Origin of the sequence: Enterococcus sp. AZ020, from assembly GCF_050499205.1 — a bacterium.
Taxonomy (GTDB): Bacteria; Bacillota; Bacilli; order Lactobacillales; family Enterococcaceae; genus Enterococcus_L; species Enterococcus_L dunnyi.
Window position 1 is genome coordinate 730155 of the sequence record NZ_JBIPAT010000001.1, and the last position, 22275, is coordinate 752429.

Genomic DNA, 22275 nt, shown 5'->3' on the forward strand with positions numbered 1-22275 from the left:
AAGAGCCTAAAAAAGGAACTAAAACGAAATGTCGTCGTTTTAGTTCCTTTTTTAAGGATCACCTATTGAAAATAGCTGGCTATTTTCAATAGGTGATTTAATTCTTTTCTTACTCTTCAAATCCTTCTGCTACTGCTTCAGGATAGTTTTCTTCCACAATGGTTGCACAACGGCCGCATAAATGAGGTAATTTTTCATCTACTCCTACATCCGTACGAACTGCACGACAACGATCACAAGTTTCACCTTCTGCTTTTTCCACAAGGATCGACATGTCTTCAAATTTCTCGACACCATCCGGCACCGTTGCAGCCTTATCAGCTACCTCAAAATCTGATACGATCAATAATTGAGCAATATCAGCATCTACAGCTGTTAATAACTCGCGGATTTGTTCATTAGGATAAACGGTTACCTTAGCCTCTAATGACTTACCGATCAATTTAGAATTCCGTGCTTCTTCTAACGCTTTTAAGATGTTATCTCTAAAGTCCATAAATGCTGCCCATAGATCCAAGAGCTCTTGCTGATTTGCAAATGTTTCATAACCAGGGAACTCAGCCAACTGAACATAGTCCTCTTCTTCTTTCAGGAAGCTCCAAATTTCTTCTGACGTATGCGGAATGATCGGTGTTAACAACTTAGTCAATGCCACAGCAGTTTGATAGAATACCGTCTGCATACAGCGACGTTGGTAATCATTTTCTGCTTCGATATAAACGACATCCTTCGCAAAATCTAAATAGAAGGCAGATAGATCCACTGTTAAGAAATTCATCACAGAACGATAGATTTGCATGAAGTTATACTTCTCATATCCTTTTTCACGAATTTCTTCAATTACTTGGTTTAAACGAACAACCATATATTTATCCACAGAACGTAATTCTTCATAAGGAACGGTATGTTCATTAGGTTGGAAATCACTCGTATTTGCCAATAAGAAGCGCATCGTGTTACGAATCTTACGATAAACCTCTGATACTTGATTCAAGATATCCATCGATACACGAACATCTGCTTCGTAATCCACACTACTTACCCACAGACGTAGAATATCTGCACCCATTTGCTTGATAACTTTATCTGGTAAGATCGTATTCCCTAATGATTTACTCATTTTACGTCCTTCACCATCTAGAGTGAAGCCTTGTGATAAAACAGCTTTATATGGTGCCACACCGTTGATAGCAACACTTGTCGTGATACTTGAGTTAAACCAGCCACGGTATTGATCAGAACCTTCTAAATACATATCTGCTGGGAATGACAATTCTGGACGTTGACGTAAAACAGCTTCATGAGAAGAGCCAGAATCAAACCAAACATCCATGATATCATTTTCTTTAGTAAACGTACCATTTGGTGAACCTGGATGCGTAAAGCCTTCCGGCAATAATTCTTTTGCTTCACGCTTGAACCAAATATTTGATCCATGCTCTGCAAATAAGTTTGCCACATGATCGATCGTTTCTGGTGTGATGATCGCTTCGCCATTTTCTGCATAAAAAATCGGTAACGGAACGCCCCATGCGCGTTGACGAGAAATCACCCAGTCCCCACGGTCACGGATCATATTGTATAAACGAGTTTTGCCCCATGGTAAGATCCAGTCGACTTTTTCAACTTCATCTAAAATGTTTTCACGGAACTTATCGATCGACGCAAACCACTGCGGCGTTGCACGATAGATAACTGGTTTTTTCGTACGCCAGTCATGTGGATAACTGTGTGTAAAGAAATCTAACTTTAATAACGCATCTTTTTCATCTAATAGTGCTGTGATCATTGGATTTGCTTTATCGTAGAAAATCCCTTCAAATCCAGGCGCTTCATCAGTAAACACCCCACGATTATCTACTGGTGAAAGAATATCTAAGTTGTATTTTTTGCTGACGATATAATCGTCTTCACCATGACCAGGTGCAGTATGAACTAAACCTGTACCTGCATCTAAGGTAACGTGATCCCCTAACATAACTAACGATGTACGGTCATAGAAAGGATGTTGAGCAGTCATATATTCCATGTCTTGTCCTGAAATAGTATCAAGGATTTCGACATCTTCCCAACCAATTGCTTCTTTGACTGTCTCTAAAAGATCTTTTGCTACTACATATTTTTTCCCGTAAGCTTTTACTACCACGTATTTATATGCTGGATTCACGGAGATTCCAAGATTCGCTGGAAGGGTCCATGGAGTCGTTGTCCAAATAACAAATGATGTATCTGTATCCAGCAATCCTTTACCATCAACGACTTTAAACGCAACATAGATCGATGGTGATTTGACATCTTTATATTCGATTTCTGCTTCTGCTAATGATGATTCACTTGAAGGTGACCAGTAAATCGGTTTTAGCCCTTTATAAATATACCCTTTTTCGGCCATTTTACCAAAAACACGAATTTCAGCAGCTTCATAAGATGGATCTAAAGTGATATAAGGATGATCCCAATCACCAGCTACACCTAAACGCTTGAAATCATTACGTTGTGTATCGACTTGCGAACGAGCATACTCTTCACATTTTTCACGATATTCGGCCAATGACATTTCTTTTCTTTTGATGCCTTTATTTGTCAATACCTGCTCGATCGGTAACCCATGAGTATCCCAGCCTGGAACATATGGTGAACGGAAGCCTGACATTGATTTCGAACGTACGATGATATCTTTACTGATTTTATTTAAAGAATGACCTAAATGGATATTCCCATTCGCATATGGAGGTCCATCATGAAGAATAAATGTCGGTTTGCCTTCATTTAATTTTTGACGCTTTTCATAAATTTTTTGTTCTTCCCAATCTTTTTGCCATTCGACTTCCCGATTTGGTAAATTTCCTCGCATTGGAAAAGCTGTTTTTCCCAATTGCAATGTTTCTTTCATTTTCATTTTTATTCCTCACTTTCTTTTGTTGCAGTTTGGTATATAGATTAAAGAGATGCAAGTTTACGCTTTCAGCTCTTTTTGTCAGTTGTATTTGTGCTTGAACAACCTTTTTTGGATTTTTGGCTTTTCACCTGGGCAGTTTGGTGATTCAGTACGAAGGACACTTCGCTCACTCTGCTCGCCAAGTACTTTTCAACATCTGCTCTGTCATAGCCAGTCGCAGTGTTGAAAAGCAAAAAAGTACCTTCATCCCTAGGGACGAAAGTACTCGTGTTACCACCCAAATTCAAAATAATCAATAGTCATGATTATCTCCTCTGTGATTGGTAACGAAATCACTCGTCAAGTTTTACTATATTCAAACTTGAGTAAAATAGAGGATCTTTTCAACACCAGGGTCTGTCAATCTTTCACTATCATTGACTCGCTAAAAGAATGGCTGTTGACTTTTCTGTTCTATTTCTTTACTAAAATTATTTAGGTTCTTTGTTTAAAAGGTCAAGCATTGCTTTTGGATCGATCGCTGCTTGCTCCAATGTAGGCTGTTCATCTACTACAGGTTCTGTAACAGTTCCTGATGCTGAAGCCTCATCCTCTTTATCTAGCTCTTCAGCAAGTACTTCCTTGATCACTGTGTGAGAGTCACTAACATAGCTTGAGAATGGTTTCAATAATTCATTCCATTCTTCACTCTTCACTTGTTCTAACTGTGTTTCAAGCATCAAGCTTAAACGTTGATGGAATACACGTGTTTTTTTCTTCAAGTCATCTGTCTCAGCAGCTAATTGACGCGCACGGTCAGTTGCATCTGTTAAAATTTCTTTGGCTTTTTCTTCTGCTGAAGCGACGAGATTTGTTGAACGTTTTTCTGCAGATGAAATCATTTCATTCGCTGTGTTTTCGGCAGAAGTAACAATAACTTCTGATTCTTTGTTTGCACTAGTTTTCACTTTATCTGCAGTATCTTGCGCTACAATAATCGATTGATTCAATGCATCTTTCAATTCATTGAAGTATTGCAATTTTTCTTCTGCATGTTTCAAAGATTTTTCAAGTTCACGGTTCTTTTGAAGCGCATCCTCATAGTCTTTCGTTACTTGATCTAAAAAATCATCGACGTCGTCTTGATTGTATCCTCTCATTTTTGTAGAGAAGTTTTTGTTTTGAATATCTAATGGAGTTAATGCCATATTCCTTCACCTCTTTGGATTATTTTCGTAAAACTCCCAATAACAAACGAAACTTGTCCTTTTTCGTCTTACCTTCTAGTTCTTGAATTTGAATCCGACCAAACCCTCTAATAGAGACGATATCCAATAAGTCTACTAAAAAATCCGGTCTAGTATTTTCCGTCCAATTCACTTTTACTTTACCAGACTCGATCAACTGTTTCGATCTCTGTCTAGATATATTATATACGCTGGAGATCAAATTATCCAGACGTAATGAGCTGATAGTTGTTCGTTCATGAGTCCAATCATCTTTTGGAAGAATCAATTCAGTGTATTTACGCGGCTCTACACGGACAGATATTTTTCCGATTTTTTCTACCTGAACAGACACAAAATTGGCGATTTCCTTAGCAAGAAAGACTTGCCAACGCTCTCCATCAGAAATGATATCCCCAAAATATTCACGCTTGATCCCGGTGTTTACAAGTGTACCCAATACTTTACCATGAGAAAGCGTTGAAAATTTTACTGGATAAACGATTTCAACTAATTCGATTTCAAAATCTTCTTGTTTCGGCTGATAATAATCAGGATAGATCAAACATCTTGTTCGTTCTGCTTGTTCATAGCCTCCATAAAACTGAAATTCAAGTTCACTATCTTGTCTAATCAGTGTTTCTAGAATATACGCTTGTCTAGGATCCAAAAAATCCGTTAGATAAGGAGCATACTGGCTTTCGACTTGTTCTAACCAATCACCCACAGAATCAATAAAAGGATGCTCATCTTTGCGGAAATGTTGGTATACATTTGCGTTCATAGATAGATCATCCTTTCTTATATTAATACAACAATGATTGTAAAATCTTGCCTAATCCGCCTGCAGCTAAATTCAGTACAATAATTGCTATCATTACATTAAAACCGATCATACCGATTCTTAAATTTAAACGATCGAATAAACTTAAATACGGCTCACAGATCCTTGCGATCAGGCGACCAAATGTAGATTCATATGCGCCCGGAAACCAAGATAATAATGCATAAATGATTAAAAGTCCTGAATAAATTTGAACAGCTTTATATAGTAAGTATATAAATAGAACGATACTAATGACCTCCTAACTAAAAATCAAACATTTGTTTCTTAGCTAAAGACTGTGCTGTTGCACTATCGATTTCAATGTTTGATGGTGTACATAGAAAAATTTCATCACCGACACGTTGAATGTCTCCATCCAATGCATAGACAGTTCCAGTTAAAAAATCAACGATCCGTCTAGCCTGATGCTCTTCTACTAAATGAAAATTAATCAACACAGCGTCACTAGCAATAATATGTTTAGCAATATTCATTGCTTCAGAATAAACACGCGGCTCAATAATTGTAATTTTGCCGGCTCTGCTTGAGCTATGTGCCTCTTGCGAACGTTTAGTATTTGAATTATTTGAACTACGCATGGAGACAACCTTTTTCTCATTAAATGCTGTTTCCTGACGGCTTTCCTTTTTATCTTGATGTGTCTCTGTTGAACGATAACGAGCAGATGGCTTCTCAGTTAAAGGCTCAGTTGGTCCAGCTGGTCTTTGTACCTGTGCTGATGTTTGTCGAACCGTCTGTCTAGGTCTTTCATTGACAACCTTTTGCTCTTCGTATTCATCATAATTATCATAATCATCTTCACCAGATAATCCAAAAAAGCTCGATAACGCATTTTTACTAAAAATTGACATAGATTCCCCTCCTTTACGCACCTCTAAATATTGCTGTTCCGATTCGTACAAAAGTTGCACCTTCTTCGATAGCAATTGGGAAGTCGTTACTCATTCCCATACTGAGCTCTGTACATGGTGCATGTGACAGATGCTGATTATTTATTGTTGACTGCACTCTTTTTAACTTAGAAAAAACATCATGAAGCTCTTGTTCAGAAGCATCCAACGGCGCCATAGTCATTAGCCCTATAACCTTTATCTTATCAAATGAAGCTAGTTGATGAATAAAATCAAGTACTTCATCTGATCGAAAACCGTGTTTACTTTCTTCACCAGTAATATTCACTTCAACAAAACAAGCAATTGGCTTCTCCGCTCGTTTTTGTATTTCTTCTGCTAATTTTAAGCTGTCTAACGCATGAAAATAATCTATCTCGTTGATTATTAATTTTACCTTCCTACGCTGTAAATTACCAATCAAATGCCACTTAATTGTTGAAAAATCGCTAAGTGCCATTTTTTTTTCGAGTAATTTATCTACTCGGTTCTCAGCCATATTCTCAATACCAAGTTCAGCAAGTTCCTTGGCACGATCACTTTCCACTGATTTAGTCACAGCGATCATGGTTACATCATCGACTGCTCGTGATGACTTTTGGCATGCCAGCTGAATTTTTTGATTTATTTGTTCTAAGTTTTCAGCCAGCATGATCAAAAATCGCTCCTATCTCTTTCTGCGGAAAAATGGTGGTGTGTTTAATTCATCGTCGTTATTTTGAGTTGGTTCATCGCGATGAAATGTTTCAAAGTCTTTCTTTTCAGCATTATCAAAAGCTGAATCATCAACTTTAGGTCTTACGTTTTGTTCACGACGGATATCCCAGTCACCAAATGCACTTGTCTCTTCTTGCGGTTGAGGTTGTGATGGTTTTGACTGTTCCATATCAAGCACAGGTGCTTGTTGAACGGTTTGGATTTGTGTTGGTCTATTTTGACGTGGTGATTTACGATCTTTTTTTGAAGGATCGATTCCAGTTGCAATAACTGTTACACGGATTTCATCACCTAGATCTTCATTAATCGATGTACCAAGAATGATATTGACATCCCCAGTTGCTGCACTTGTAACGATGTCAGAAGCATCTTGTGCTTCGAATAAAGTCATATCAAGGCCACCTGTAATATTTAATAGCACTTGCTCAGCACCATCAATAGATGTTTCTAATAACGGTGATGAGATAGCTTTTTTAGTTGCTTCAATGACACGGTCTTCACCGTTGGCAACACCGATTCCCATCAAGGCTGTTCCTTGATTTTCCATCACTGTTTTCACGTCAGCAAAGTCCAAGTTGACATAGCCTGGGGCTGTGATCAAATCAGAGATCCCTTGAACACCTTGGCGTAATACGTTATCTGCTTCACGGAATGCTTCAAGCATCGGTGTCTTTTTATCAACAACTTCTAATAGACGGTTGTTTGAGATGATCAATAAGGTATCGACGTTTTCTTTTAGAAGAGCGATCCCTTCTGCTGCAAAACGTCCACGTTTTGGTCCTTCAAAGCTAAATGGTCGTGTGACAACACCGACTGTTAAAGCTCCTAATTCTTTGGCGATCTTAGCAACAACAGGAGCAGCGCCTGTTCCTGTTCCGCCACCCATACCAGCAGTGATAAAAATCATGTCTGCTCCTTGTAGAGCATCTGAGATCACTTGTTCACTTTCTTCTGCAGCTTTTTGGCCAACTTCCGGTTGAGAACCTGCACCTAAACCGCGTGTATATTTAGGTCCAAGTTGAATCACTGTCTCGGCTTTTGAGTTTTTAAGAGCTTGTACATCTGTATTAGCAGCGATGAATTCTACGCCTTTGACGTTTTCTTCAATCATGCGGTTAACAGCATTGCCGCCGCCGCCGCCCACACCGATAACTTTGATGACAGCGCCATTGTTAATGTTATTATCTAAAGAAAATTCCATAGTATCGTTTCCTCCTGTTTTAGTTGTTAGTCAAAAATGTTTGAGAAGAAGTCTTTGATTTTACCAGTAACTTTTTCACCAGATTCATGGATTTCTGAATCATCGTAATCTTCCTGTACACTATCAGCGTATGTATCATATTGAACCTCTTGCTGAACGGAGACTGATGGTGAAGATTTTACTTTTTCACCAGGGATCGCGCCTTTAGCAATATGGTAAATATCGCTAAGCTGAGCTGAATATTCTACAATACTGATCACATTTGTAAACACTGGGTTACGTAAGCCCATATGATTAGGGACATACAATTTCACACTGGCATCGAAAATTTCTTGTGCTAGATCAACCACGCCTGGAAGACTTGCGCCGCCGCCAGTCAAAATGACACCGCCTGGTAATTCAAGTGCATCGATCTCATCTAATACTTCTTTTGATTTCTTGAAGATTTGTTCTACCCGAGCTTCGATGACTTCTGAAAGGTAACGTTCATCAACCTTGATAGGTTCTGACTTACCGATCACATCAACAGGAAATTCTTCACTGACAGACGTTCTTTCAGGATAAGCATCACCATAGTTGATCTTCAATGCTTCTGCATTGTTGAATGATGTGTTCAACACGATCGAAACATCTTTTGTGACGAATTCGCCGCCTTCTTGATTGACATGTGTGAATTTCAGTTGTTTATCATGCATTACAGAAGTCGTTGTTTGACCTCCGCCCATATCGATAACGATCGTACCGAAATCTTTTTCTCCATCTGAGAGAACTGTTTCAGTCAATGCTAACGGCATGATTACTAGTTCATTTACTGTTAAGCCAGCTTTTTCGACACATTTTCTTGTATTGTGGATAATTGTTTTTGGTCCAGTAAAGACCACGCCAAACATTTCTAAACGAACGCCGATCATTCCTCTAGGATCTTTGATCCCTTCAAATCCATCTACTGTGAATTCTTGAGGCAAGATTGCAACGATTTGACGTTCAGGAGGAGTTGAACGAACCAGAGCTGCCGATGCTACATTCCGTACATCTTCATCAGTGATTTCTTTTGACTCACTACTTACAGCGATCATTCCTTGGCAATTTTCCACTTCAAGTAAGTTTGCTGGTAACCCCACATTCACACTTTTAATTTGAATTCCCGCTTTTTCTTCTGCTTGTCTTACTGCTCTTTGAATTGCATTTACTGTTTTATCAATATCGACAATGATGCCTCGATTTAATCCATCAGATTTTGCATTACCTACGCCAATAATATTCATTTGACCTTCAATAAATTCAGCCACTACAACTTTTACTGATGTTGTACCAATATCAAGGCCTACATACATTCCTGTCTTTGCCATGAATGGGGTTCCTCCTCCTATTAATTCCAATATGCAACAGGATTAAAAAGTCCTGCTGACATATATATTTTTTATGAATACTCACTTCTTTCAATTTTACCATAAACAAGGGCTTTTTAGAAAGCAGATTCTACTATTTTTTCTTTTTATTTTCTTAATTTTATTCCAGCACCTCAGATGTTTCTTCCGTACTGTCTTCGGTCTCCCCATTATTAAAAGGATATGAGAAAATCCCGACCTCCATATCGATAATCCCAGGGTCCTCCATTTGGCTGGCTACCTTCCCGTAATACGCCATTTTCTGCTCTAATTGAGAAATATTTACGATCACTTCATTCGCATCTTTCATATGAAGATTGATCAATTCCTTATTTGCATTAGAAGGTGCGTAACGAATTTCAGAGATATTTTGCTTAGTCTCTTCTGGCAGCTTATTATAAGAATTTATTAAGTTTCGGATGATTTCCTGATCTTTAAAATTCTGAAAAACCGGCATTCCGCTGGCTGGCGCCTTCATTTCTTCTGGTAAAATCTTTCCATTTTCCAAAATAGGATGATATATCCCACCAACTGACTCCAACGCAACTACTTTATATTCTTCAATTTTGATGTTAAAAGAGTTGATACCACTCAATGAGATCGTTGCTTTTTTCACGCGCGGCAGTTGGCGTTTGATTTTTTCTTCGTAAATTTTTCTATCACCAAACTGTTCCCAAAGACTTGTGCCTTTTTCAAGCTTGGACTGTGTGATCACGCTTTGACTATCTACAGACTTATTTCCAGTGACACCGATATTGCCCAATTTACTCAACGGTGAAACAAAATAAAGTACAATCAGAATTGCAATCAGAAAAACAGACACGATCAATGTCAATCGACGATACAATCTCGTATTACGTACTTTTTTTATATTTGGTAAGCGGTCTGCAAAAGATTCGTAAGTTTTTTGCTGTTTTTCCTCAGGTTCAGAATCTTCTGATGGTATCTCCTCTATTGATTCTGCTTCTTTTTCATCCTCGCTCTCTTCCGTATCATCAGAAACTACAGAAGGACTCCAGCTTGGTTGATCTCCTTGTGTTTTTAAATATTCCAAGTTTTCTTTTTGCCATGGGGTCAACGATTGTTCATCGATCGACTCGACTGTTTCTTCCGATGAGTCTTTTGTTCCCCCTGGATCTTCTTTCTTCTTACTAATCTTTTACACCCCCCATCAAGTTATTTCTTTCACCACTGCGTATAAACGATCACTAGCATCCGGGATACCTTCTTTTTTAGAAGCCTGAGCCATTGCTTGATGGCGTTCATCATTCAACAAAATGGCATCGATCTCTGCAACTAATTTTTCACCAGTCAGCTCTTGATCAGTGATCATTTCAACTGCTCCTGATTTAACCAAACTTTGTGCATTTTTTGTTTGATGATCATTTGTTACATATGGACTTGGTACCAAGATCGCAGGTAAACCTAGAGCCGTAAATTCAGCTATGGACGTTGCTCCAGCTCTACCGACCATTAGATCGACCGCTGCCAGCACTTGAGTCATTTTATTAATATACGGCTGAATGCTTATGTTCGTCAATTTCTTTTCTGAAAGCTTTAATGTTTCTTTTAATTCTTTGTAATATCGCTCTCCGGAAGCATACAAAACCTGATATTCCTTTTCTTCGAATAAAGGAAACGCCTCAATAAATGCTTGATTGATTTTCAAAGCACCACGACTGCCGCCAAAAATGACCACTGTTCTTTTATCAGGACGCAGTCCAAACTCTTTTAAAACATCTGTTTTTTCAGTCATCACAACTTCTTGCGCACGAGGATTTCCGGTTAAAACAATTTTTTCTTTAGGAAAATATTCAGCCACATCTGGGAAACAGATAGCCACTTTTGTCGCATATCTACTTAAAAATTTATTTGTTATCCCCGGTATGCTGTTTTGCTCATGAATAATCGTAGGGATTTTCAATTGTTTCGCTGCATAAACGACAGAGCCTGAAACATACCCCCCAGTTCCGATTACGACATCCGGCTGAAACTCTTTAATGATTTTTTTAGCTTTTCCAATACTATTGAGGAAAAGATAAATCGTTTTAAAATTTTGCGGACTCAATGAGCGTCGAAATCCTTGTATCTCAATTGTTTTAAATGGAATATCATAGTTCGGAACGATTTGACTTTCTAATCCATTTTCTGTTCCTACATACATAAACTCTGTATTAGGTTCTAATGCTCTAACGTGATCAACAAAAGCCAATGCTGGATAAATATGTCCGCCTGTTCCGCCTCCGGTTATCAATATCTTCATAATTCTCTCACTTTTCTTTGTCTTTTAGCTGCTGCATCGCTTGAATAAACGCTTCTCCGCGTAATTCAAAGTTAGGATATTGATCCCAGCTAGCACATGCAGGCGATAATAGAATAGTATCATTTTTTTCGGAAAAATCATAGGCATCTTGTACAGCTGTCTGGACATTTTCAGTCAAGTGAATCTCTTTCACACCAGCTGCAAGAGCAGCTTGTTCCAATTTTCCTTTTGTTTCTCCGAATAAATAAATCGCTTTGACACCTTTTAATGAAGGAATCAGCTCATCAAACTCATTTCCTCGATCCAATCCGCCTGCTAACAAAATAAGTGTAGAGTGATCGAATCCACTTAAAGCCATTTCTGTCGCTAAAATATTGGTAGCTTTTGAATCATTGTAGAACTTGCGACTGGCTATTTCTCCGACATATTGCGTACGATGCGGAACTCCAGTAAATACCATCAGGGTCTGCTTAATCGCAGCTGTCGAAACATTTTTTAATTTTGCAACTGTAACTGCAGCAAGGGCATTCTCAATATTATGACTACCGGGAACGCCTAATTCTGCAGCATCCATGATATATTCATCTTTGTAGTAAATTTTCTCTTCTGAAAGATAGGCACCAGCAACTTTTTCTTTTGTTGAAAATGGAATGATCGTTGCTTTTGTTGTTTTACTCAATTCTTGTAATTCTTCCTGATTCCAATTTAACACAAGAAAATCTGTTTCTTGCATATTTTCCTGTAGTGCCCATTTCGCTTTGACATATTCTTCTCTTGATCCGTGATAATCGATGTGCGCTTCATAAATGTTCGTTATGACCGCAATGTGCGGACGAAATGTTTGAATCCCCATCAATTGAAAGCTTGATAATTCCATGACGATATCATCTACTTCTTTTGCCTCCTCAGCTACTTCGCTTGCAGGATACCCGATATTTCCAGCTAATCTAGCTGTACCATTAGTGCGTTCAGCATTTAAGAGTAATCCGATCATCGTTGTCGTTGTCGTTTTACCGTTCGTTCCGGTAATACCAATGATTGGACATTCAGCAATTTGATAAGCCAGTTCAACTTCTGTAATGATCGGCAACTTCATTTCCAACGCTTTTTCTACCAATGGGTTCGTGTACGGAATCCCTGGATTTTTGACGATCAAAGAAAAATCTTCATCTAATAATTCAATTGGATGTCCACCCGTAACAACACGAATACCCAAGGTTAATAAATCTTGGGCTTCCGGGTTTTGATCAAATTGTTTAAAATCATTCACTGTTACAAATGCACCTAGCTCATGAAGCAATTTCGCTGCACTAACACCGCTTTTTGCCAGCCCAAGAACAAGGACTTTTTTGTTTTCATAATCAGTAATTTTTTTCATAATCTATTCTCCTTATCTTAGAAAAGCTGAAAGAAGCGAGTAACTCTGTAGAAAATTAGCAATCTGAGATTGGAACGCTCTTCGTTCCAGTCGAAGATTATCTATTTTCCTAAGAGTTGCTTCTTGAAGCTAGACATTTAAAAGCTGAAAAAAGTGGGTAACTCTGTAGAAAATTAGCAATCTTTGATCGGAACACTCTTCGTTCCAGTCAAAGATCGTCTATTTTCTTAAAAGTTGCTTCTAGATACATCAATGAATAATCGTTAGAAAATGATCCACAGAGTAACTCCTGAACAAACTAACGCTGTAAGCCAAAAGACAATATCGATCTTCCATTCCGACCAACCGCACATTTCAAAGTGATGGTGGATCGGTGACATTTTAAAAATTCTTTTGCCAAATAATTTAAATGAAGTTACTTGTAAAATCACGCTTGCCGTCTCACAGACATAGACTAAACCAATCAATAACAATGTCCATTCTTGTCGTAAAATAATTGAAATTGCAGCAAGTAAACCGCCCAGTGCCAGTGAACCAACATCACCCATAAATATTTTAGCCGGCTTCTTATTATAAGGGAAGAAACCAAGCAAACCACCGATCACACTTAAACAGATGATCACTACATCAAACTGTTGTTGTTTCCAAGCAATGATAGCGTAAGTTCCAAATGAAATCGTTCCTAATCCAGCAACTAACCCATCGATTCCATCAGTTAGATTCACTGCATTCGAAAAACCAACCAGCCAAAAAATCACAAATACACCATAAAAAATGCCTAACGGCAACGTAGTGATTCCAAAAAGATCTAATGAATCCGGCAAGCCTTCTGAACGATAAACTGCATAAAAAACAACTCCACCGATAATTTGTCCAACTAATTTTTGACGTGAGTTCAAGCCCATATTTCTTTTTTTGAACACTTTGATGAAATCATCAAGAAAACCTAATAATCCATAAAGAACTAAAATAAACAAAATAATAAGTAAAGAAGGAGTGAACTCTTGTTTCCACAATCCCACTAATAGCGATGTGATAAAGCTAGCAACTAAGAAAACCAAACCGCCCATAGTCGGCGTGCCTGTTTTCACATTATGCCAAGTCGGTCCATCTTCTCGTGTTGTCTGACCTTGTTTTTTCATTTGAAAATATCCGATAAACACCGGCATCACTGCTACTGTAATAGCAAAGCTAAAGGCGATCGGGATAAAAATTTGCGTCCACTCCATGATATCTCTCCTAATTATTCCACTCTTTTTATGTTACCCAGCATTTTTAACTAATTATTTTGCAGTTTCAACTGTTCCCGTTGACTGACTATCTGCAGAATCCATCACAACTTTCATCAATGGATTGGCAATTTTTGCAAGTGCTTCTCTTGTGTATGTTTGAGGTTTTTTCATCGTTAGATATAAAATGTATTCCGGATTGTCTGCTGGAACCATTTCGACAACAGAATAGGTGTAATCTGTCAAACCAGCCATATAGCCATTATCACCAGTGATTTGAGCCGTTCCTGTTTTAGCAGCAACATGATAGCCCGGTACAGTATACACATCATAGGCAATTCCATACGTTGGATCTTCCACTGTATCTATCATATATGTCCGAATATCACTTGCCGCTTGAGGTGTAACAACTTGCTGTCCAACTTGTTGCGGCTGAGTGACCTTCTCATCACCTGTATTTTTATCTACGATTTTACTGATATATTGAGGCTTCAGCATCGAGCCATCGTTAGCAATAGCAGTAAAGGCCTGCATCATTTGAAAATTGGTCACATCGATTGCTTGTCCAAATGAAGACATCGCCTGATCGACCCAGTTATCTCCTGGAAGGCTTCCAGCAGATTCACCCGCTAAACCTGAATTTGTTGATTTACCAAACCCAAATTTTTCTAAGTAGGATTTCCACTTTTCGCCGCCCATACTTTGTTCTAACGTCAGCATCCCAACATTACTTGACCAAGAGATGGCCTGACGGAAAGTCAACGTACCGATCGCACCAAAATCATGATCGTTTACCGTACGGTCATCCAGCTTATAGCCGCCAGCCGGATAAGCAAACGTTGCATTTGGATTAAATTTTCCATCTTGAATCGCTGCTGCTGCAGTAAATAGTTTCATCGTAGAACCAGGTTCAAATTTATCCTCAACTAAAAGATTACGCCAAATAGCATCTTTGCCTAACCCTTCTTTAGTTTCAGGATTGAATGACGGCCGTTGTGACATAGCGATGATCTCACCAGTTTTAGCTTTCATCAGCATCGCAGTCATTTCTTCTGGTTTATATTCTTCTAAAACAGGATCCATGAGTGTTTCCAATTGACTTTGGATCCGCATATCTAATGTTGTGTAGATATCTTTTCCGTCAACTGCCTTTTTCTCACTAGCGATCGTTCCAGGGAGCGGATTACCATAGACATCTTTTTTATAATCGATTTTCCCGTCTGTTCCGCTTAAAATATCATTGTAAGATTCTTCCAAGCCCATTTTCCCAACTAGACCTTTAGCATCGTCGTCTGCATCTGCTGCATCTGTGTATCCAATAAAATGAGAGGCAAATACGCCATTAGGATAAATCCGAGCTGGATGTCCTTCAAAATAAAGACCAGCCAATTTTTTCTCTTTTAATTCATCTTCAATTTTTTGACGTGTCTCTAACGTGATATTTTTTCCTTTAGAACCGAATTCGACTTGGAATTTCACCGTACCGTCTTCGTTCACTCCCGCATTCAAATATTTTAATGCTTCCTCTTTGCTAAGCTCTGTGTTTCTATCTAAAATCTCAGCTAACGCATCAAAATCTTTCTTTTGTGCATAAAGTTTCTTGTTTTCTTCACCTAAATAAGTTTCAGACAAAATCGCGTAAACAGAATAGGATGTTGCATCTTCTGCGATCACTTCGCCATTACGATCTAAAATAGCTCCTCTTTTCGCTTTCACTACACGACTGCCTTGGTAAAGAGCAGCTGTTTTCTCAGGTAGCGAAACACCCGCTACTTTTCCTACAGCGACGATATACGTCAATCTAAAGGCAAATAAAAAGAACAATCCAATACTCGTAGCAAATAAAATAATGCCTACTTTTTTACGATTGTTCATTGGATTTAAGTTCTTCTTTTTGACAAAATTCTTTATTTTATTTTTCATACTCATTATTTCACGTTCCTTATGTTATCAAGGTTATCTGAAAGTCCTTTGCTCTTTGCAACATCCTTGATTCGATCTGCTTTTGATAATTCATTTTTTTGTTGTTCTAATTTCAAAGCAGACTCTTCTTTTTCTTGGATCGTCGCTTGCGTTTCAGTGATTTCATTCGTCATTTGTGTAATAGATGTACGTACTTGAATGGTGAGAACCGCTATACCAATAATCGCTACTAACAACAAAAAGCCGATGGTCTTTTCTAAGAGTGAGATATTTCTCAGCTTCCTTTTCGGAGATTGGGGTAGGTTTGGATTTTTTTGAATTTTTGGTTCATGTTCAACCTCTACGATTGGCTCATCCATTACTGGAACATCGTATTGAAAATCATCCAGTCTTTTTAACTCAGCCATCTCGGTACCCCTTCCTCTAATTGATTGATTTTGCCTTTTCGGCAATTCTTAGTTTTGCACTTCTTGAGCGATTATTTTCCGCCAATTCAGTCTCACCTGGTAAAATTGGCTTTCTTGTGATTACTTTTAGTTCTGGTTGAAACTCTTCCGGCACGACTGGGATTCCCGGAGGTAGATCTTGTATCGTGCTGTATTCTTTAAACATTGTTTTAACGATTCGGTCTTCTAAAGAGTGAAACGTGATCACACTGATTCGACCATTTTTATTTAATAAAGCAATTGCTTGCTCCAATGACTCTTCTACAACACTTAATTCATCATTCACAGCGATTCGGATCGCTTGAAAAATCCGTTTTGCAGGATGACCGCCTTTTCTTCTGGCTGGTGCCGGAATGGCTGTCTTGATGATTTCTACCAACTCACCAGTTGTCTTGATCGGTTCTTTTGCACGAACACGCTCAATTTCTCTGGCTACTTGTTTTGAAAATTTTTCTTCACCGTAACGGAAGAAAATTTTCACTAATTCATTATAACTATATTCATTAACTACATTATATGCAGATAATTCCGCTTCTTGATCCATCCTCATATCGAGAGGTGCATCTTGGTGATAGCTGAATCCTCGTTCGGCTTCATCCAACTGTGGTGAAGAAACACCTAAGTCGTATAAAATACCATCAACCTGATCGATTCCTTGTTCAGCCAATTTTTCTTTAAGATGTCGAAAATTCGACTTGATAAAAGTCACCATGCCTTTATCAACATATTGTTTTAATCGTTGTGCTGCAAAATCCAACGCATTTTGGTCTTGATCGAATGCGTACAAGTGACCTTGCTCACTCAATTTAGAAAGTAAATATTCGCTATGACCTGCGCCACCTAATGTACAATCGACATAGATGCCGTCTTCTTTCACTTGTAACCCGTCTACCGTCTCTTTTAATAAAACAGTATAATGCTGAAAGTCCTTCGTCATAATGCTCCTCTTCCTAAAAACCAAAATCAATCATTGTTTCTGCAATTTCATCAAAATTCTCTTCAGCTTCTGTAGAAAACTCTTGCCAGCGGGCTTCATCCCAAATCTCGATTCGATTTGAAACACCGATGATGACACAAGCTTTTTCTAAACTACCATGTGTTCTGAGCGCAGCAGGGATATTGATCCTACCTTGCTTATCGATCTCACATTCTGTTGCAGCCGAATAAAAAAAGCGGACAAATGTACGGGCATCCTTCTTAGCTAAAGGCATTTCTTTCAACTTTTCCTCTAGTTGTTCCCATTCGGACATTGGATAACCAAATAAACAGCCATCCATCCCTCTTGTGACTACAAATTTCTCGCCGAGTTGGTCGCGAAATTTAGCAGGTACGATGAGTCGGCCTTTGGCATCTATATTATGTTGAAATTCACCCATAAACATAGCCAATATTCCCCACTTTTCCACTTGATAGAAACAGTCTACCACATCCTACCACTTTCTACCACCAAAAACGTAGAATCTTCTTCCTTTTAATTGTTATTTAAAAGTTTTGTAATATTACAAAATGAAGGGAAGTTTTTCAAAAAACGCTCTCATTGTCTATAAAACAGTATTTAAAAGATCAAACCATACATTTCAGCCACTCTTCATTCTCATAAAATTATTACAAAAAATGTTAGTGGTGGAAAGTGGAGGGAAATGTTCATTTCCCCCACGCAAAGTCATACTGTTCATTTTCATCAAAAAAGATTTAAGCAAGATAATGAACAATATTCAACAGAATCAATAATGCATACAAAATCAAGCTTAAAAGAAAAACTAAACGCCAAAACATTTTGAAATATCTGCCGTATAAAATCTCTCCATAATAGTACGCTTGGAAAACAGCGACACAAATCCCCAAAAGTAGAACTGAAATGATCATATACGGAACGATGGATTGCCCATAACTATCTTTTGACAGCTCATTTAATCCTATGAATAAAAATGGAATTGAAATATCTGGTGCTTTTACTTTATAACGCTCCGTCAATGAGAACGTTGAGATAATAAAATTACACGCAAATAAAACAATTACTGGAAATACATACCAAAAAAGCATAATGACTGAAAACGACACCATTTCCTACACAATTCCTTTCGTAACACACTTAGTTAACTATACTTCATCTTCTTTACATTGATGTTTCATTTCGTTTAAAAATTCATGCCTAAATAATACTAAATTACAAGGGTTTTATTCCCCAAAAATAGGCGAACTCGATTATAATGGAGCTAACGAACTCTTGAAAGAATGAGGTGAGCTTTTGATCAACTATTTAACTTTGAAAGATGGACATTTTACCCCATCACATACGGACACGGAAGACACCATTTGGTTAGCCGTTGAACAACCGACCGAAGAGGAAGTCAATTATTTAACAACGACCTACGAGCTTCCTAAAGATTATATCACAGGAGTGCTGGATGATGATGAAAATTCTCGTTTTGAAGGTCTTCATCAAAACAAATTAGAAGAACCTGCGCTTATGCTGCTCCAATATCCACATGCAACGATCAGTCCCAGCGGCTATACACAGCTGGACACATTTCCTTTTGCTGTGATTTTGACAACGAGCGGAAAAGTGATCACTGTTATCAATAAATCAGCTGATTTTCTTCAAAAAGCACTATCTACAGCTCTACCTGATAGTACATTGCCGATTCAAGAATCACTGATTTTGTATTTATCCTGGCATATTTCAACCTATTATAATCGTTGTTTAAAAGATTTGATCCAAGAGACAAACAAATTAGAAGGAGAATTGAAGGTTTCTACTGAGAATAGCCAGCTTTATCAAATCATGGATATACAAAAAAGCCTAGTTTATTTTGAATCTGCGATCGATTCTAATTTGGAAGTACTGAATAAACTCTATACAGCTAGAATTTTCAGTGATCCCAGAGCACATCTGCCTCATCTTCATGATATTCTTGTAGAAACAAAACAAGCAGCTACAACGACGAAAATCCAGTTGAAACTTGTTGATAAAATCAGCGATACATTTTCAGCGATCGTTTCAAACAACCTGAATAATGTGATGAAAATACTTACTTCTCTTACGATCGTCTTGACGATCCCGACGATCATTGGCGGTGTATTTGGGATGAACGTTAAATTGCCCTTCGCCAATCGGGAGGATGCTTTTTTCTGGATTACTGTTGCAACTACCGCTACTTGTATTTTTGTCATTTACAGGCTAAAGAAACGGAACCTTTTGTAAAATTTCTTGTTGCTGATTTTATAAAAAGGTTGTACACTATAGAAAGCAAAGTATAAGGATGTGTATAATCAGTGAACAATAAAAAAACCAGTACCTTTTCTAAAGTCACTAAAATCGTTGTTTGGTTGATGCTGATTGCCATTGCCGGATCAACTATTTTGACGGCTATCATGAGCTTAGGATAATCGACAATATAAACAATTACGGAGACAAGTGACTAGAACCATTCGTGCTTGTCTCCCTTTTTTGATTTTGATAAAAAAACGCTTTGCTTGTCTATGAAAAAAAGACAAGCAAAGCGTTTTTACTTTCTCAGTTCTAATTGTTCCGTTCTTTTTCAGCCATGTTCAGTAGTTCTTTCGCATGTTCCATAGTAAGCTTCGTGATTTCACTACCTGAAAGCATGCGCGCTATTTCGTTCACACGCTCTTTTGGCTCTAAACGACGAACCTTCGTCTCTGTACGCTCGCCAATGATTTCTTTTTCGATAAAGTATTGATAATCAGCAACTGCGGCAACCTGAGGTAAATGCGTGATACACAAAACTTGAGAATCTTCAGAGATTTGATGGATTTTATCTGCGATCGCTTGAGCTACACGTCCACTAACTCCCGTATCGACTTCATCAAAAACAATGCTTGTGATTCCTTGTGATTTTGAAAAAATCGTTTTTAAAGCAAGCATCACACGAGATAGCTCACCTCCAGAAGCAACTCTGACCAATGGTTTTAGCGGTTCACCTGGATTTGTCGTAATATAAAATTCAACTTGATCCAGTCCTTCTTCTGTAAACTGCTCATCTGGGACCTCGGAAAAACGAATATCAAATTCTGTCCGCTCCATATATAATTCTTTTAATTCTTTTAAGATATTTTTTTCTAGTTTCTTCGCAACTTTTTTTCTTATCTCACGAAGCTTCAAGCCATTTTCGATCACTTGAGCCTTTTTTTCAACTAACAGACTTTCTAATTCACCTGTCCGTCCTTCAAGAAAATCTGCATCTGCCAGCTCGCGAGTGATCTCATGGTAATAGTCAAGGATCGATTCAATCGATTCTCCATATTTCCTTTTCATTTGACGAATCAATTCAAGGCGAGTCTCTACTTCATTCAACCGATTTTCATCTAGCTCTAAGCTATCAATATGTCGTGCCAAATCACCACTAGCTTCCTGCAATAGGTAATAACTATTTTGAACTGTTTCTGAGAGTGCTTTGTATTCAGAATCAAGGTTCTCAATAGAAGAAAGTTCATTCATCGCATACCCAATTTTATCTAGACTGCTGTCCCCTTCACCATTGATTGCTTCATGACTAGCTGCTAAAGCATCTGCAATTTTTTGAAAATTCCCAAGCTTGTTTCGTTCTTCCATCAGTTGCTCTTCTTCGCCTGCTACAAATTGAGCGGCTTCGATCTCATCACTTTGAAACTGCAGCATATCCATGCGTTGAGCAAATTCTTTTTCATTTTTCTGACGGCTTCGTACTTTCTTTTCGATCATACGATACTCAGAATAAATTTCCTCATACTGCTCTTTCATTTTCAATAATTCTTTATCACCGAAATCATCCAGCATCCCTAAATGCTTCTCACTTTGCATCAATTCCTGATGCTCATTTTGCCCATGGATATCTACTAAAAACTCACCCACTTTGCGTAAATTAGCTATATTGACGATACGTCCATTGACACGACAGACATTTTTTCCAGAAGTCGAAATATCACGTTGGATCACCAGCGAATCTTCATCTGTTTCAATGCCTAATTCTTCTAGTAAATTGATAAGCTCTTGGTTTTTCGGCATTGTAAAGAGACCTTCCAGCACACATTTCGATGCCCCTTGCCGAATGTAGTCACTTGATCCGCGACCACCAGTCAATAAGCCCATTGCATCAATAATAATCGACTTACCGGCACCTGTTTCACCTGTTAAAACGGTCATCCCCATTTGAAATTCCAGTTGTAAAGAAGAAATGATCGCAAAATTCTGTACAGAAAGCTCCTGTAGCATGTTCGTTCACCTCACGTTTAAATGTATTGGAAAAATTCAGCTTTTAAATACTCGGCATTTTTTTCAGTCCGCGCAATGATCAAAATGCTATCATCATCATTGATGGCAGCAAAAACGATTTCTTTGTACTGCTTTTCAATCAAATTTGACACTGCCGCAGCATTCCCTGGTATAGTACGCAAAATAACTTGCTTATCCATCTGATCGACAGAAATAAACGCATCTTTCAATAGTTTTTCTAATTTTACAGCAGTATCTTCGTGCGTTTGAACAGGAACACTGTAACGATATCCACCTTCTGTGGAAGGTACTTTGATCAGCTTCATTTCTTTAATATCACGAGAAATCGTTGCCTGAGTGACTTCGACCCCTTTTTCTTGTAGATAGGCTACAAAGTCTTCTTGCTTTTGAATATTTTTATCTGCTAATAAACGAGTAATCAGACGATGCCGATCTTTTTTCCTCATAATAATTGGCTCCTTTATAAATCCATTTCCATTTTATCATAGCGTATTTTCAGGCATTTTGAAAGTCTAAAAGCTACCTTCCTATTAGGAAAGACAACTGTTTTATACACTCTTCATACTATTCGGAAAAATAAACTAGCTCGTATAATAAAAATTACGGCTTAACTATTTAAGTTAAACCGTAATCGATCATAAAACGATATTTCC

General features: G+C 38.0%; 21 protein-coding genes and 1 other annotated feature. Of the genes, 2 read left to right on the top strand and 19 right to left on the bottom strand.

Annotated elements, in window-relative coordinates; all coding sequences use genetic code 11:
- Positions 1–109 precede the first annotated feature (109 nt).
- The 17 genes from ileS to IGI58_RS03555 form a co-directional block, all read right to left on the bottom strand.
- Positions 110–2899, bottom strand: coding sequence for an isoleucine--tRNA ligase (gene ileS, locus IGI58_RS03475; protein ID WP_429954452.1), 2790 nt, complete (start codon positions 2897–2899; stop codon positions 110–112).
- Between the two features lie 248 nt (positions 2900–3147).
- Positions 3148–3370: a binding site (T-box leader), on the bottom strand.
- Entirely contained in the window at positions 3370–4086 is a 717-nt protein-coding gene (locus IGI58_RS03480; protein WP_087641037.1) for a DivIVA domain-containing protein, read from the bottom strand. It overlaps the preceding feature by 1 nt.
- Before the next feature lie 19 nt (positions 4087–4105).
- The gene (locus tag IGI58_RS03485; RefSeq protein ID WP_429954451.1) at positions 4106–4888 is read right to left on the bottom strand and encodes an RNA-binding protein; all 783 of its coding nucleotides are present in this window, start codon (positions 4886–4888) and stop codon (positions 4106–4108) included.
- 22 nt (positions 4889–4910) lie between these two features.
- A complete protein-coding gene (locus IGI58_RS03490; protein WP_176372861.1) occupies positions 4911–5183 on the bottom strand; it encodes a YggT family protein in 273 nt (90 codons plus the stop codon).
- A 10-nt stretch (positions 5184–5193) separates the two neighbouring features.
- Positions 5194–5802, bottom strand: coding sequence for a cell division protein SepF (locus IGI58_RS03495; protein ID WP_087641034.1), 609 nt, complete (start codon positions 5800–5802; stop codon positions 5194–5196).
- A gap of 13 nt (positions 5803–5815) precedes the next feature.
- Positions 5816–6493: a YggS family pyridoxal phosphate-dependent enzyme gene (locus tag IGI58_RS03500; protein WP_225533675.1), complete on the bottom strand. Its 678-nt coding sequence runs from the start codon at positions 6491–6493 to the stop codon at positions 5816–5818.
- A 15-nt stretch (positions 6494–6508) separates the two neighbouring features.
- Entirely contained in the window at positions 6509–7759 is a 1251-nt protein-coding gene (gene ftsZ, locus IGI58_RS03505) for a cell division protein FtsZ (protein ID WP_087641032.1), read from the bottom strand.
- A gap of 26 nt (positions 7760–7785) precedes the next feature.
- Positions 7786–9108, bottom strand: a complete 1323-nt coding sequence (gene ftsA / locus IGI58_RS03510; protein ID WP_429954450.1) for a cell division protein FtsA — start codon at positions 9106–9108, stop codon at positions 7786–7788.
- Between the two features lie 160 nt (positions 9109–9268).
- Entirely contained in the window at positions 9269–10225 is a 957-nt protein-coding gene (locus tag IGI58_RS03515) for a cell division protein FtsQ/DivIB (RefSeq protein WP_429954449.1), read from the bottom strand.
- Positions 10226–10318: 93 nt separating this feature from the next.
- Positions 10319–11410: an undecaprenyldiphospho-muramoylpentapeptide beta-N-acetylglucosaminyltransferase gene (murG, locus tag IGI58_RS03520; RefSeq protein WP_429954448.1), complete on the bottom strand. Its 1092-nt coding sequence runs from the start codon at positions 11408–11410 to the stop codon at positions 10319–10321.
- Positions 11411–11417: 7 nt separating this feature from the next.
- Entirely contained in the window at positions 11418–12788 is a 1371-nt protein-coding gene (murD, locus tag IGI58_RS03525) for a UDP-N-acetylmuramoyl-L-alanine--D-glutamate ligase (RefSeq protein WP_429954447.1), read from the bottom strand.
- A gap of 263 nt (positions 12789–13051) precedes the next feature.
- Complete coding sequence (mraY, locus tag IGI58_RS03530) at positions 13052–14017, bottom strand: phospho-N-acetylmuramoyl-pentapeptide-transferase (protein ID WP_225533671.1); 966 nt, start codon at positions 14015–14017, stop codon at positions 13052–13054.
- A gap of 54 nt (positions 14018–14071) precedes the next feature.
- Positions 14072–15946, bottom strand: coding sequence for a peptidoglycan D,D-transpeptidase FtsI family protein (locus tag IGI58_RS03535; protein WP_087641026.1), 1875 nt, complete (start codon positions 15944–15946; stop codon positions 14072–14074).
- Positions 15946–16347 carry a cell division protein FtsL gene (gene ftsL, locus IGI58_RS03540; RefSeq protein ID WP_087641025.1) on the bottom strand — a complete coding sequence of 134 codons (402 nt, stop codon included), beginning with the start codon at positions 16345–16347 and terminating at the stop codon, positions 15946–15948. The genes IGI58_RS03535 and ftsL overlap by 1 nt, the downstream gene beginning before the upstream one ends.
- A 16-nt stretch (positions 16348–16363) precedes the next feature.
- On the bottom strand, positions 16364–17323 hold the full coding sequence (rsmH, locus tag IGI58_RS03545) for a 16S rRNA (cytosine(1402)-N(4))-methyltransferase RsmH (RefSeq protein ID WP_176372835.1): 960 nt from the start codon (positions 17321–17323) through the stop codon (positions 16364–16366).
- Between the two features lie 13 nt (positions 17324–17336).
- A complete protein-coding gene (gene mraZ, locus IGI58_RS03550; protein WP_010762855.1) occupies positions 17337–17768 on the bottom strand; it encodes a division/cell wall cluster transcriptional repressor MraZ in 432 nt (143 codons plus the stop codon).
- Positions 17769–18078: 310 nt separating this feature from the next.
- Positions 18079–18450 (bottom strand): DUF3397 domain-containing protein, encoded by a 372-nt coding sequence (locus IGI58_RS03555; RefSeq protein ID WP_087641024.1) that lies wholly within the window; start codon positions 18448–18450, stop codon positions 18079–18081.
- A 184-nt stretch (positions 18451–18634) separates the two neighbouring features.
- Here IGI58_RS03555 and IGI58_RS03560 point away from each other — a divergent pair, with 184 nt between their 5' ends.
- Positions 18635–19591, top strand: coding sequence for a magnesium transporter CorA family protein (locus IGI58_RS03560; RefSeq protein ID WP_429954446.1), 957 nt, complete (start codon positions 18635–18637; stop codon positions 19589–19591).
- 71 nt (positions 19592–19662) lie between these two features.
- Positions 19663–19776, top strand: a complete 114-nt coding sequence (locus tag IGI58_RS03565; protein WP_087641022.1) for a DUF4044 domain-containing protein — start codon at positions 19663–19665, stop codon at positions 19774–19776.
- Positions 19777–19909: 133 nt separating this feature from the next.
- Here the strand turns inward: IGI58_RS03565 and recN are convergent, their stop codons facing one another.
- A complete protein-coding gene (gene recN, locus IGI58_RS03570) occupies positions 19910–21601 on the bottom strand; it encodes a DNA repair protein RecN (RefSeq protein WP_429954445.1) in 1692 nt (563 codons plus the stop codon).
- 17 nt (positions 21602–21618) lie between these two features.
- Positions 21619–22068 (bottom strand): arginine repressor, encoded by a 450-nt coding sequence (locus tag IGI58_RS03575; RefSeq protein WP_429954444.1) that lies wholly within the window; start codon positions 22066–22068, stop codon positions 21619–21621.
- Positions 22069–22275 lie beyond the last annotated feature (207 nt).